The organism is Leisingera sp. JC11 (assembly GCF_040704725.1).
Lineage (GTDB): Bacteria > Pseudomonadota > Alphaproteobacteria > Rhodobacterales > Rhodobacteraceae > Leisingera.
Window position 1 is genome coordinate 1 of sequence record NZ_JBFCVS010000034.1, and the last position, 13169, is coordinate 13169.

13 protein-coding genes and 1 pseudogene are annotated in these 13169 nt (G+C 64.0%); 12 read left to right on the forward strand and 2 right to left on the reverse strand.

Annotation, left to right across the window (positions count from 1 at the left end):
* The 7 genes and pseudogenes from AB1A62_RS21000 to AB1A62_RS21030 all read left to right on the forward strand — a co-directional run.
* Positions 1-226 (forward strand): annotated as a pseudogene (locus AB1A62_RS21000) (chemotaxis protein); the annotation flags it as partial.
* 164 nt (positions 227-390) lie between these two features.
* Positions 391-1335: a CheB methylesterase domain-containing protein gene (locus tag AB1A62_RS21005; protein WP_366663437.1), complete on the forward strand. Its 945-nt coding sequence runs from the start codon at positions 391-393 to the stop codon at positions 1333-1335.
* A gap of 25 nt (positions 1336-1360) precedes the next feature.
* The gene (locus AB1A62_RS21010) at positions 1361-1924 is read left to right on the forward strand and encodes a chemotaxis protein CheD (protein WP_366663414.1); all 564 of its coding nucleotides are present in this window, start codon (positions 1361-1363) and stop codon (positions 1922-1924) included.
* A 204-nt stretch (positions 1925-2128) separates the two neighbouring features.
* On the forward strand, positions 2129-2833 hold the full coding sequence (gene modA / locus AB1A62_RS21015; protein WP_366663438.1) for a molybdate ABC transporter substrate-binding protein: 705 nt from the start codon (positions 2129-2131) through the stop codon (positions 2831-2833).
* Complete coding sequence (gene modB / locus AB1A62_RS21020) at positions 2830-3534, forward strand: molybdate ABC transporter permease subunit (protein ID WP_366663415.1); 705 nt, start codon at positions 2830-2832, stop codon at positions 3532-3534. The genes modA and modB overlap by 4 nt, the downstream gene beginning before the upstream one ends.
* Positions 3534-4616 (forward strand): molybdenum ABC transporter ATP-binding protein, encoded by a 1083-nt coding sequence (gene modC, locus AB1A62_RS21025; protein WP_366663416.1) that lies wholly within the window; start codon positions 3534-3536, stop codon positions 4614-4616. Before modB ends, modC begins: the two co-directional genes overlap by 1 nt.
* A gap of 124 nt (positions 4617-4740) precedes the next feature.
* Positions 4741-5571 carry a bifunctional allantoicase/(S)-ureidoglycine aminohydrolase gene (locus AB1A62_RS21030; protein WP_366663417.1) on the forward strand — a complete coding sequence of 277 codons (831 nt, stop codon included), beginning with the start codon at positions 4741-4743 and terminating at the stop codon, positions 5569-5571.
* 52 nt (positions 5572-5623) lie between these two features.
* Here the strand turns inward: AB1A62_RS21030 and bhcR are convergent, their stop codons facing one another.
* A complete protein-coding gene (bhcR, locus tag AB1A62_RS21035; protein WP_366663418.1) occupies positions 5624-6457 on the reverse strand; it encodes an HTH-type transcriptional regulator BhcR in 834 nt (277 codons plus the stop codon).
* Positions 6458-6655: 198 nt separating this feature from the next.
* On the opposite strand from bhcR, the gene bhcA reads away from it, so the two are divergent.
* From bhcA to AB1A62_RS21060, 5 genes are all read left to right on the forward strand, one after another.
* The gene (gene bhcA, locus AB1A62_RS21040) at positions 6656-7846 is read left to right on the forward strand and encodes an L-aspartate--glyoxylate aminotransferase BhcA (protein WP_366663419.1); all 1191 of its coding nucleotides are present in this window, start codon (positions 6656-6658) and stop codon (positions 7844-7846) included.
* Positions 7846-8814, forward strand: a complete 969-nt coding sequence (gene bhcB / locus AB1A62_RS21045; protein ID WP_366663420.1) for a beta-hydroxyaspartate dehydratase BhcB — start codon at positions 7846-7848, stop codon at positions 8812-8814. Before bhcA ends, bhcB begins: the two co-directional genes overlap by 1 nt.
* Positions 8815-8830: 16 nt before the next feature.
* The gene (gene bhcC / locus AB1A62_RS21050) at positions 8831-9994 is read left to right on the forward strand and encodes a 3-hydroxy-D-aspartate aldolase BhcC (RefSeq protein WP_366663421.1); all 1164 of its coding nucleotides are present in this window, start codon (positions 8831-8833) and stop codon (positions 9992-9994) included.
* A gap of 73 nt (positions 9995-10067) precedes the next feature.
* A complete protein-coding gene (gene bhcD / locus AB1A62_RS21055; protein WP_366663422.1) occupies positions 10068-11033 on the forward strand; it encodes an iminosuccinate reductase BhcD in 966 nt (321 codons plus the stop codon).
* 95 nt (positions 11034-11128) lie between these two features.
* Positions 11129-11641: an AmiS/UreI family transporter gene (locus AB1A62_RS21060; RefSeq protein ID WP_366663423.1), complete on the forward strand. Its 513-nt coding sequence runs from the start codon at positions 11129-11131 to the stop codon at positions 11639-11641.
* Between the two features lie 64 nt (positions 11642-11705).
* On the opposite strand, the gene AB1A62_RS21065 is transcribed toward AB1A62_RS21060, so the two are convergent.
* On the reverse strand, positions 11706-13142 hold the full coding sequence (locus tag AB1A62_RS21065; protein WP_366663424.1) for a nucleobase:cation symporter-2 family protein: 1437 nt from the start codon (positions 13140-13142) through the stop codon (positions 11706-11708).
* Positions 13143-13169: the final 27 nt, after the last annotated feature.

The following is a 13169-nucleotide window of genomic DNA, read 5'->3' on the forward strand; positions in this document are numbered from 1 at the left end:
CATGCTGACCACCGACGCGGGCAAGCGGGCCGGGCTGGTGGCGCTTTTCCGGGTCCCCGGCGCCACCCTGTCCGCCCGCCCGGGCCCGGCGGCAGCCCCCGCCCCGGCCGCCAAGCCGGCGCCCTCGGCGCATGGCGGGGGCAACTGGGAGATCGAGGCCAGCCCGGCGCCTGCGCCTGCGGCCAGCAGCGGCAATGCCGCCCGCGATCTCTGGCAGGATTTCTGAACACTCACCGGAGGCGCCGCGGAAAACGGCGGCGCCTTCAGACTATGGCAACCTGTGCCTGCAATTCTGAGGGCACTGCAATTTGACTGGGGAAACCATTGTCTTCGCGTAACTTATTGATCATTACCACAGACCGCAACTTTGCCCGCACCTTGCAGGGCTATATGGAATCCGCTTATCCCGGCATGAAGGTGCTGTTGGCCAACAACCTGATGATGGCCTACAATCAGGCAGAGGCCGCACAGCCGGTTTTTGCCTTTGTCGAGGACGGGTTCACTAAGCTGCCCGAATTTGAAATGATGATGGCGCTGTTCTCCGCCATGGACACCCGCTGGGTCTCCGTGATGGAAACCCAGGGCGCCACTCCGGCACGCAAGTCCTCGCCGCTTCTGGATGTCGGCGCAGGCATCTTCGAGCTGACCAAGTCCGATCACCCCAGCCAGTTCGCCCAGTATTTCGACATGATGATCAATGCGCCGCGCCGCAGTCCCAGGGCTGCCGCTGGCGCCTCGGCTTCCCGGCCGGCCGCTGCGGCCGGAGGCAGCAAGAAGCTCATCCTGATCGGTTCTTCGACCGGCGGGGTGGAGGCGCTGCGCAATGTGCTGGTCGGCTTTCCCTTCGACTGCCCGCCGACCCTGATCGTGCAGCACACCGGCAAGAACTTCGGCACCGGCCTTGTGTCGCTGCTGGACCGCATTTGCCCGGCCCGGGTCCGGGCCGCCGAAGACGGCATCACGCTGGAGCCTGGCCATGTTTACATCGCCGCGGGCCAGCGCCGCCACATGGGGATCACCAGCCGCAAGCCGCTGCGCCTGCGGATGAAGGAAGGCCCCGATATTTCCGGCCACACCCCTTCTGTTGACGCTCTGTTCACCTCTGCCGTGCCATACGGGAAGGACGTTGTTGCCACCATCCTGACCGGCATGGGCCAGGACGGGGCCCGGGGGCTTCTGGAACTGCGCAAGGCGGGCGCCAAGACCTTTGCCCAGGACGAAAAGTCCTCGGTGGTCTACGGCATGCCGCGAGTGGCTTGGGAGATGGGTGCTGCCCAGCAGCAGGTACCTCTGGCCCGGATGGCCAATACACTACTACAGGCCAGCAAGGCCTGATCGAACCGCAGGAAGGGACCAGACTTTGACCAAAGTTTTCGCCAATTCGAAATCCGTTACCGTTCTGCAAGGGGAATACCGGGTAAGCACGGATCCGAAGATTATGTTCTCCACGGTCCTAGGCTCGTGCATTGCAGCCTGCATTTACGATCCGGAAAATGGTGTAGGCGGGATGAATCATTTCCTGCTGGCCAACGCCCGCCATGGCGGAGCTGCCAATGCCCGCTATGGCATCCATGCGATGGAACTGCTGATCAACGGCATTCTCAAGAAGGGCGCCATCCGTTCCAATCTGAAGGCCAAGGTGTTCGGCGGCGCGAAAATGTCGGCAAACCTGTCGGACATCGGCGCGGCGAATGCCGACTTTGTCCAGCGTTTTCTGCGCGATGAAGGTATTCCTTGCGTCTCCTCCAGCGTTGGCGGCACCTCGGCGCGCCGGGTGCGTTTCCACGCCTGTTCCGGTGCGGCCCAGCAGACTCATGTCCAGGATGACCGCAAACTCGGCGAACTGGAGCAGCGCGCAGCCGCCCGCCCGGCACCTGCCCCCGCGCCCGCGGCCGGCGGCGCAGGCGTGGTCGACCTGTTCTGACCTGCAGGCATCCGCAACGGGGGCTCCGGAACTTGGGCCTGCATAGCGGCTGCCGGAAAATACAGTTTGCCCGGACCGGACAGCGGGGTTAGTCCCTAAAGGGACATGACGGATAAACTGGCCTCATATTTCAATTCAATGGCTTCGCCGGGCCTCCGGCGGAGTCTTTTTGCCGCGGGTGCCATCTTCCTCGGCCTGGCCGGCATGGGGCAGGCCGGGATAACCGTCTTTGCGGCCGCCAGCACCAAAACCGCGCTGGATGAAGCCGCCGTGACCTACCTGGCAGACACCGGCCATAACGTGACTCTCTCCTATGCCGGCTCTCCAGCCCTGGCCCGGCAGATCCAGCTTGGCGCCCCCGCTGATATTTTCATCTCCGCCAACCCCGGCTGGATGGATGTCCTGCAAGAGGAAGGGCTGATCGACTCCGCCTCCCGTGTCGACTTGCTGGAGAACGACCTGGTTCTGATTGCCTATGGCAGCGGTGTGCCGCCCCTGGATCTGGAGGCAGCCGATCTGGCCGGGCTGCTGGGCGAGGGGCGCCTGGCCATGGCGCTGGTGGATGCGGTGCCTGCAGGCATCTATGGCAAGGCGGCGCTGACGGCGCTGGGGCAATGGCCTGCGGTGGCGCCCAAGGTGGCCCAATCCGCCAATGTGCGGGCCGCGCTGGCGCTGGTTGCCTCGGGCGAGGCTCCGATGGGGGTTGTCTATGCCACCGATGCACGCGCGGAATCCGGCGTCACGGTGATCGCAGCCTTTCCGGAAGGCAGCCACCCTCCGGTCATTTACCCGGCTGCGGTGGTGACGGGTGGCAATACGGCTGAGGCCCGGGCATTTCTGGAATACCTGCGCGGCCCCGCGGCAAGGAGCATCTTCCGGAAGCACGGTTTTGGAGTGCCGAAGGAGTGAGCGCTGAAACTGCATGGCTGGGACCTGAGGAATGGCAGGCAGTCATGCTGTCGCTGCGGGTTTCGATCTGGGCAACGCTGGCGGCGCTGCCGCTGGCGGTTTTTACCGCCTATGCGCTGGCACGCTGGCAGTTTCCCGGCAAGCAGATCGTCAACAGCCTGGTGCACCTGCCGCTGATCCTGCCGCCGGTGGTGACCGGCTATCTGCTGCTGATGGTGTTCGGCACCAAAGGCCCGGTCGGAGGAGCGCTGCAGCAAATCGGCATTGTCTTTGCGTTCCGCTGGACCGGGGCGGCGCTGGCGGCTGGCATCATGGCCTTTCCCTTGATGGTACGGGCGATCCGCCTGTCCGTGGAGGCGGTGGACCCCAAGCTGGAACAGGCCGCCGCCACCTTGGGCGCATCGCGCCTGATGTGTTTTGCCACCATCACCCTGCCGATGATCATGCCCGGTCTGATCGCCGGCACGGTGCTGGGTTTTGCCAAGGCAATGGGCGAGTTCGGCGCCACCATCACTTTTGTCTCCAGCATCCCGGGCCAGACCCAGACGCTGCCCTCCGCGATCTATACGTTCCTGCAGGTGCCGGGCGGCGAGACAGCGGCGCTGCGGCTGACCCTGATATCGATTGCCATCGCGTTGACCGCTCTGCTGCTGTCGGAGCTGCTGGCGCGGCGGGCAGCTGACCGGGCCGGAGGGCGCTGATGCTGTCCGTCTCTCTGCAACATGCGCTGCCGGGGTTCGGGCTGGATGTGCAGTTCGAGGCGCCGCCAGGCGTCACGGTGCTGTTCGGCCGCTCCGGCACCGGCAAGACCACGGTCATCCAGGCGGTGGCCGGGCTCATCAGGCCGGATCAGGGCCGGGTGACGCTGAATGGCGAGGTGCTGTTTGACACCACCCGGCGGCATTGGCTGCCGCCGCACAAGCGCCGCATGGGTTATGTCTTTCAGGAAGGGCGGCTGTTCCCGCATCTGACGGTGCGGCAGAACCTGGCTTTCGGGCAGTGGTTTGCACCGCGGGACGCCAAGCGCGAAAGCTTGGACCGGGTGGTGGAGCTGCTGGGCATCGGCCCGCTGCTGCAACGCCGTCCCGGAGGGCTGTCAGGCGGCGAAAAGCAGCGGGTCGCCATTGGCCGCGCGCTGCTGGCTGCGCCGCGAATGATCCTGGCGGATGAACCGCTGTCGGCGCTGGACGAGGCCCGCAAAGCGGAGATAATGCCCTATTTCGAACGGCTCCGGGATGAAATCGGCATTCCGATGCTATACGTCAGCCACTCCGCCGCCGAAGTCGCCCGTCTGGCAACCACCGTGGTTGCGCTGCAGGACGGCAAGGTGCAGCGGCAGGGTACAGCAGCCGAGGTTCTGGGCGACCCCGCGGTGATGCCTGCAGGTGTCCGAGCGGCGGGCGCATTGCTGCAGGCACGGGTTGCCAGGCATCACAGTGACGGGCTGACGGAACTGGACGCAGGCGGCGTGCCGCTGTTCCTGCCGCAGATTGCCAAGGCACCCGGCAGTGTGGTCCGGATCAGGATATCAGCGCATGAGGTGATCCTGTCGCGCCAGCGCCCGGAAGGGCTGTCAGCGCTCAACATCCTGCCGGGCACCGTCGAGCATTTGCGCACAGGCGGCGGACCGGGCGCCATGGTCTCGCTGACGACGCCAGCGGGCCGGGTGCTGGCCCGTGTCACCCGCCGGTCAGCGCACGCGCTGGGGCTGGAGCCGGGCGCAGAATGCCATGCGATTGTCAAAACCGTCTCCATCGCGCCGGAGGATATCGGCGGCGGGTAGGTGCTTTTGCCTGCCTTCAAAAATTCCGAAATAATCCTTCAGGTAATCTTGATACGGAAATAAGTTCGGTTGCACGGGACAGGCGGGTATCAATGGGGCAGCACTTCAGCAGGAAAGGCAGCCCATGACAAAACGATCCTATTACGCGCCGGAAGGCGGGCTGCCGCCGCAGACCCAGCTGCTCACCGACCGCGCCATGTTCACCGAGGCCTATGCGGTGATCCCCAAGGGCACGATGAGCGATATCGTGGCGAGCCTTTTGCCGTTTTGGGACAAGGCCCGCTTCTGGGTGCTGTCGCGGCCCCTGTCCGGATTTGCCGAGACGTTTTCCCAGTACATTGCCGAAGTGCAGCCCGGCGGCGGCAGCGACCGTCCGGAAACCGAGCCGGGCACCGAAGCGGTGCTGTTCGTGGTGCAGGGCGCCATGACCCTGACCATCGACGGCACCACGCATGAAATGGAGGAGGGCGGCTATGCCTTCCTGCCGCCGCAAGCCACTTGGAGCCTGCGCAATAACGGTGACGCGCCGGTCCGCTTCCACTGGATCCGCAAGGCCTACCAGCCGGTTGCAGGGCTGGACGCGCCTGAGGCCTTTGTCACCAACGAAAACCACGTCGATCCGACCCCGATGCCGGAAACCGAGGGCAAGTGGGCAACCACCCGGTTCGTGGACCCCAATGACCTGCGCCACGACATGCATGTGACCATCGTCACCTTCGAGCCCGGCGCGGTGATCCCCTTTGCCGAGACCCATGTGATGGAGCACGGGCTTTATGTGCTGGAGGGCAAGGCGGTCTACAGGCTGAACCAGGACTGGGTCGAGGTTGAGGCCGGCGATTACATGTGGCTGCGCGCCTTCTGCCCGCAGGCCTGTTATGCAGGCGGCCCGGGCAAGTTCCGCTATCTGCTGTACAAGGACGTGAACCGGCACATGCCGCTGGCGCCGTTGCGCTAACGGCGGGGGGGAGCGCCCGGCCTGAAAATGTGCCCGGGCGCTGCCCGGCTGGTCAGCCGGGCGGGGTCTGATCCGCTGCCGGCGCCCCCAATCCATAAGACAGTTTCTCTGCGGCGTCCTTGACTAGGGCGCCGATGCCGTTGATGCCCCCATCCGGCATCCGCGCAGTGGGACCGGAGATGGAGATCCCCGCCAGCACCTCTCCCTGCATGCCGAAGACAGGCGCTGCGACGCAGCGCATGCCCGGCGCCTTTTCCTCATCATCAAAGGACCAGCCGCGGCTTCGGATTCGGGCCAGATCAGCGCGAAGCGCCTCTACGGACGTCAGGGTCTTTTCTGTGAACCGCTCCAGTGTCCGGCCGCGTAGGAAACGGGCCAGCTGATCTTCCCCGAAACAGCTGAGCAGCGCCTTTCCGATGCCCGAAGCATGCATCGGCGAGGTGGTGCCGGGCGGAAAGAAGGCGCGGATGGATTCATGGGTTTCCACCTGGCTCACGAACATCACGTCGCCGCCGCGTTCGATCCCGAGGTTGGAGGTCTCGCCGGTGGCCTCCATCAGTTCGCGCATCACCGGCCGCGCCCGCTCGATCACGCTGGAGCGGCGCAAGAAGGCGGAGCCGAGGCGGAAGGCCATCGCGCCGATGTGCCAGGTCTGCGACAGCGGATCCATCTCGACGATCTGGCGCGCCTCCAGGGTGGCCAGCACCCGGTACATGGTGGCCGCCGACTGATCCAGCGCCGTGGACAGTTCGGTCAGCGTCATGCCGCTGGCGCCGGCCAGCGCATCCAGCACGTCCAGCGCCCGATCAAGCGATTGAATGGTGGCCGGCTGGCTGGCGGAATCAAAGCTTTTGGGGCGGCCCTTGCGGCGCGGTGCTTGCGGCATTTTCAAGCCTCCCGAGGCAATTCAATAAGCAGCTTATGGATAAAACTGAAAATCGCTTCTGTACAGTGAAAAAACTAAAGCCTTTGAATTTATGGCGAAAATCACGCATTTTAGCATTTATGAAAGCTTTTTTCAAAAAAATTTCCCTGCGTGCGCCTTGTCTCTAAAGTGAAGGAAATCGCCACAGGAGGGCACGACATGAGCTTTCAAAATCCGGTTTTCATTCCCGGTCCGACCAATATGCCCGAAGCACTGCGCAAGGCAGTGGACATGCCGACGCTGGACCACCGCTCGCCGCTGTTCGGCCAGATCCTGCACCCGGCACTGGCCGGTGTGAAGAAGGTTCTGAAAAGCGAAACCGCCGAGATCTTTGTCTTTCCGTCGACCGGCACCGGCGGCTGGGAAACCGCGATCACCAACACGCTGAACGCAGGCGACAAGATCCTGGCCGCACGCAACGGCATGTTCAGCCACCGCTGGATCGACATGTGCCAGCGCCACGGGCTGGACGTGCAGGTCGTCGATACCCCCTGGGGGGAGGGCATTCCGGCGGACCGTTACGAGGAAATCCTGACCGCCGACAAATCGCACGAGATCAAGGTGGTTCTGGCGACCCACAATGAGACCGCAACCGGTGTGAAATCCGACATCGCCGCAGTCCGCCGCGCGCTGGACGCCGCAGGCCACCCGGCGCTGCTTTTTGTTGATGGCGTGTCGTCGATCGCCTCGATGGACTTCCGGATGGATGAATGGGGCGTCGATATTGCCGTTACCGGCTCGCAAAAGGGTTTCATGCTGCCGCCGGGCCTGGCCATCGTTGGCTTCTCGCCCAAGGCGATGAAGGCTGCCGAAACCGCGACGCTGCCGCGCACCTTCTTTGATATCAAGGACATGGCCGCCGGCTATGCCAACAGCGCCTATCCCTATACGCCCTCTGTCGGTTTGCTGAACGGTCTGAACATGGCCTGTGGTATGCTGCTGGACGAAGGGCTGGAAAACGTCTTTGCCCGCCACCACCGGATTGCCGAGGGCGTCCGCGCCGCAGTCCGCGCCTGGGGGCTGGAGCTTTGCGCCGTGTCGCCGGATGTCTACTCCGACAGCGTCAGCGCGATCCGCACGCCGGACGGCTTTGACGCCAACAAGTTCGTGAGCCTGGCGGCCGAGAAATACGGGGTCGCCTTTGGCACCGGCCTGGGTGAGGTCGCGGGCAAAGTGTTCCGCATCGGCCACCTGGGCAGCCTGACCGACGTGATGGCGCTGTCGGGCATTGCGACCGCCGAAATGGTCATGGCCGACCTGGGCCTGAACATCCAGCTGGGCTCCGGCGTGGCGGCTGCACAGGACTACTACCGCGGCAACACCGCATCCAGCACCAAGGCTGCCGCCTGATGAAGGATACTGCTATGTATATCCCGACCTACGAGGACATGCTGGCTGCGCATGAGCGCATCCAGCCGCATATCCGCCGCACGCCGGTGCGCACCTCGGACTACCTTAATGAACTGACCGGCGCTGAGCTGTTCTTCAAATGCGAGAACTTCCAGGAGCCGGGCGCCTTCAAGGTGCGCGGCGCTGCCAACGCAGTGTTCGGGCTGGACGAAGAGCAGGCGAAAAAAGGCGTCGCCACGCATTCTTCGGGCAACCATGCCTCCTGCTTGTCCTACGCGGCAATGCTGCGCGGCATTCCCTGCAACGTGGTGATGCCGCGCACCGCGCCGCAGGCCAAGAAGGACACCGTGCGCCGCTACGGCGGCCGGATCACCGAATGCGAGCCCTCGACCTCCTCGCGCGAGGAGACCTTTGCCAAGGTGCAGGCCGAAACCGGCGGTGATTTCGTGCACCCTTACAACGACCCGCGCGTGGTTGCGGGGCAGGGGACCTGCGCCAAGGAATTCGTGGAGCAGACCGGCGGCCTCGACATGGTTGTCGCCCCGATCGGCGGCGGCGGCATGATCTCGGGCACCTGCCTGACGCTGTCGACGCTGGCACCGGAAACCAAGGTGATCGCGGCAGAGCCGGAGCAGGCCGATGACGCCTACCGCAGCTTCAAGGCGGGCTACATCATCGCTGATGATGCGCCCAAGACCATCGCCGACGGGCTGCTGGTGCCGCTGAAGGAGCTGACCTGGCACTTCGTCAGCAACCACGTCAGCGAGATCTACACCGCGTCCGACGCGGAGATCATCGACGCAATGAAGCTGATCTGGAAGCACTTGCGCATCGTGATGGAGCCGTCCTCGGCGGTGCCGCTCGCCACCATTCTGAAGAACAAAGACGCCTTCGCGGGCAAACGCGTGGGCCTGATCGTCACCGGCGGCAATGTCGACCTCGACAAGCTGCCCTGGATGAACAGCTAAACTGGGGAATAGAAACATGAACGCACAGACCAAATTCGAAGAACTTGAAGTCGGCTATGACGTCCCGGCGATCCCGGGCATGGACGAGGCTGACATCCAGACACCGGCGCTGGTCCTCGACCTGGACGCGCTGGAGCGCAACATCAAGAAAATGGGCGACTATGCCAAGGCGCACGGCATGCGCCACCGGGTGCACGGCAAGATGCACAAGTCGGTGGACGTGGCCAAGCTGCAGGAAGAACTGGGCGGCGCGGTTGGCGTTTGCTGCCAGAAAGTGTCCGAAGCTGAGGTCTTTGCCCGCGGCGGCATCAAGGACATCCTGGTGTCCAACCAGGTGCGCGACCCCCAGAAAATCGACCGTCTGGCCCGCCTGCCCAAGCTGGGCGCCCGCACAATCGTTTGCGTCGATGATCTGGACAACGTCGCCGACCTGTCGGCAGCGGCGCAGAAGCACGGCACCGAGCTGGAAGTGTTCGTCGAGATCGACTGCGGCGCCGGCCGCTGCGGCGTGACCACCACCGAGGCGGTTGTCGAAATCGCCAAGGCGGTGAACGCAGCAGAGAACCTCAAGTTTTCCGGCATCCAGGCCTATCAGGGCGCTATGCAGCACATGGACAGCTACGAGGACCGCAAGGCCAAGCTGGACATCGCCATCGCCCAGGTTGCCGATGCGGTTGAGGGTCTGAAGGCCGAAGGCATTGAGTGCGAGCTGGTCTCCGGCGGCGGCACTGGTTCCTACTACTTTGAATCGAACTCCGGCGTGTACAATGAGCTGCAGTGCGGCTCCTACGCCTTCATGGACGCGGACTACGGCCGCATCCTGGACAAGGACGGCAACCGGATCGACCAGGGCGAGTGGGAAAACGCTTTCTTCCTCTACACCCAGGTGATGAGCCACGCCAAGGCCGACAAGGCCATCGTGGACGCGGGCCTCAAGGCGCAATCCGTGGACAGCGGCTTGCCTTTCATCTTCGGCCGCGACGACGTGGAATACATCAAGTGCTCGGACGAGCACGGCGTGGTTTCCGACCCCTCCGGGGCGCTGAAAGTGGGCGAGAAACTGCGTCTGGTGCCGGGCCACTGCGACCCGACCGCAAACGTGCACGACTGGTACGTCGGCGTCCGGAACGGCAAGGTCGAAACCGTCTGGCCCGTCTCGGCCCGCGGCAAGGCCTACTAACTGATCAATCCCCGAACTGGCGGAGGTGCGCACAGCCGCCCTCCGCCGGCTTTTTTGTTGAGGAGAAACAGACATGTATATCGTTCCGGAAAAGGCGATTGCGGACCTGGTGACTCGCGAAGCCTCGTTCGATGCAGTCGAGAAGGTCTTTGCCGCCATGGCTTCGGGAGATGCCTACAACTTCCCCGTGGTGCGCGAGGCGATCGGCCACGAGGACGCGCTTTATGGCTTCAAGGGCGGCTTTGACCGCGCAGGCCTCACCCTGGGCCTCAAGGCAGGCGGCTACTGGCCGAACAACTTGGAGAAACGCGGGCTGATCAACCACCAGTCCACCGTTTTCCTGTTCGACCCCGACACCGGCAAGGTGAAGGCGATGGTGGGCGGCAATCTCTTGACCGCGCTGCGCACTGCGGCGGCGTCCTCGGTCTCGATCAAGCACCTGGCCCGCCAGGACGCCAAGGTGATCGGCATGATCGGCGCCGGCCATCAGGCCAAGTTCCAGCTGCGCGCGGCGCTGGAGCAGCGCGGCTTTGAGAAAGTCATCGGCTGGAACCTGCACCCGGAGATGCTGCTGAACCTGCAAGAGGTGGCGGACGAGGCAGGGCTGCCCTTTGAGGCGGTTGAACTGGATGGCATGCGCGAAGCGGATGTGATCATCTCGATCACCTCGTCTTTTGACGCGATCCTGAAGGTCGATCAGGTCAGCCCCGGCACCCACGTCGCCTGCATGGGCACCGACACCAAGGGCAAGCAAGAGGTTGATCCCCAGCTGCTGGTTGCGGCGGATGTCTTCACCGATGAGGTTGCCCAGTCCGTTTCCATCGGCGAGGCGCAGCACGCGGTGGGCCAGGGCCTGATCCAAGAGGCAGACGTCGCCCAGATCGGCGCGGTCATCAACGGCACCAATCCGGGCCGCACTTCGGACGATCAGATCACCCTGTTCGACGGCACCGGCGTCGGCCTGCAGGATCTGGCCGTCGCGGCCTCGGTCGTTGAGGTGGCGGTCGAGAAGGGCATCGCCATCGAGGTCGATTTCTAAGCCCCGGCCAGAAACACATTCTGCAAATATCCGCATAGCGGAGCGGCAGGAGAGAGGTGTACCTCTCTCCTGTTTTTCTTTGAGGGACTCCAATCATGTTTCTGGGATTGAGCCTGCTGGTGGTCGGCGTGGTGCTGTGCCTGAACGGCATCTGGCAAATGGGCCGGATCCAGGACCGGGAAATCATCCTGATCAATGCGGTTGCGGCGCTGGTGTTCTTTGCCACCGTTCTGCTGATCGCGCTGGCAGCGCGGCAGCCGGCGGACCTGCTGGATGCGGGCATGACGCTGCTGTTCGGCACGACCTATCTGTGGGTCGCCTACAACCGCACCTTTGCCTCCAGCGGCGAGGGGCTGGGCTGGTTCAGCGGCTTTGTGGCGCTGACCGCGGCCCCCATGGTGCTGCGGGTGCTAGCGCAAGCGGACGGGCTGTTCGACGTCTGGCTGGCCGGATGCTGGGCCGCCTGGTCCGGGCTGTGGTTCCTGTATTTCCTGAACCTCGCGCTCCGGCGCGGCAGCCCACGGCTGACGGCCATGGCGACGCTTTTGTGCGGGATCTTCACCGGCTGGTTGCCGGGGCTGGTAGTGCTGCACGGGCTGAGCGTGTAGGCCCGCACGAAAAAGCCGGCCCTTCAGGGGCCGGCTCTCTCATTCTTACGCGACGCTGAATGCGTCAGGCATGATCCTCGTGCGGCAGCGAGCCCTTGCCGTGGCCGCTCATCCCGCCAGAGACTTCCTCGGTGGCTTCATCCGCCAGATCCTGCGGCAGCACCAGGTTCAGCACGATGGCGATCAGAGCTGCCGGCAGCAGGCCGCTGGTCAGCAGGATGCGCGCGGTGTCCGGCATGTGCTGCAGCGCACCGGGCTCCAGCTGGAGGCCAAGGCCAATGGACAGGGAGATCGCAAAGATCACCATGTTGCGGCGGTTCCAGTCCACGTCCGACAGCATCGACACGCCTGCTGCAACCACCATGCCGAACATCACGATCACACCGCCGCCCAGCACCTCGATCGGCACCGTGCGGATCACCGCGCCGACCTTGGGCACCAGCCCGCAGACGATCAGGAAGATGGCGCCGCAGGTCACGACATGACGGCTCATCACCCCGGTCATCGCGATCAGGCCGACGTTCTGGCTGAACGAGGTGTTCGGGAAAGCGCCAAAGAAACCTGCAACGGCTGTGCCCACACCATCGGCATAGGTCGCGCCAGCAATCTCCTCCTCGGTGGCCTCGCGGCCCGCGCCGCCCTTGGTCACGCCGGAGACGTCACCGACGGTTTCGACCGCAGAGACAAAGCTCATCAGGCAGAAGCCGATGACAGCGGCGGCCGAGAACTCGAAGCCGTATTTGAAGGGCTGCGGCAGGGCAAAGGCGGATGCCCCGGACCAGGAGCCGGAAATCGCCTCAAATGTCAGCATGCCGGTCATCAATGCATAGATGTAGCCGACGATCAGACCCAGCAGCACGGCAGAAACAGAAAGCATCCCCTTGGTGAAGAACTTGAGGCCCAGGGTCACCAGGATCACCACAAGTGCCGCCGACCAGTTCAGCAAAGAGCCGTATTCCGGCGTGCCGATGGCGGGTACACCGCCTGCGGCGTACTGGATGCCGACCTTGACCAGCGCCAGACCGATCATGGTGACCACCAGACCGGTGACCAGCGGCGGCAGGGCAAAGCGGATCTTGCCAATCACCGTGCCGAGCAGCCCGTGGAAGATACCGCCAATGATAACGCCGGTGAACAGGGCGGCCAGCCCGTCCACACCCTTGCCCGCAACCAGCGGGATCATGATCGGCAGAAAGGCAAAGGAGGTGCCCTGAACAATCGGCAGCGCCGAGCCGACCGGGCCTAGAGTGATGGTCTGCAGCAGGGTGGCAATGCCGGCAAACAGCATCGACATCTGGATCAGGTAAAGCAGCTCCGGGAAATCGGGCGAATTGGAACCGAAGCCGAACCCGGCGGCTCCGGCAACGATAATTGCCGGTGTCACGTTGGACACAAACATTGCCAGCACATGCTGGATGCCCAGCGGCACCGCCTTGTGCAAGGGCGGCGTGTAGTTGGGGTCGCGCAGCTGTGCTGGCGTCCCGATGGAAGTGTCAGCCATGAATGGAATCTCCTGTCGGTCATGGGG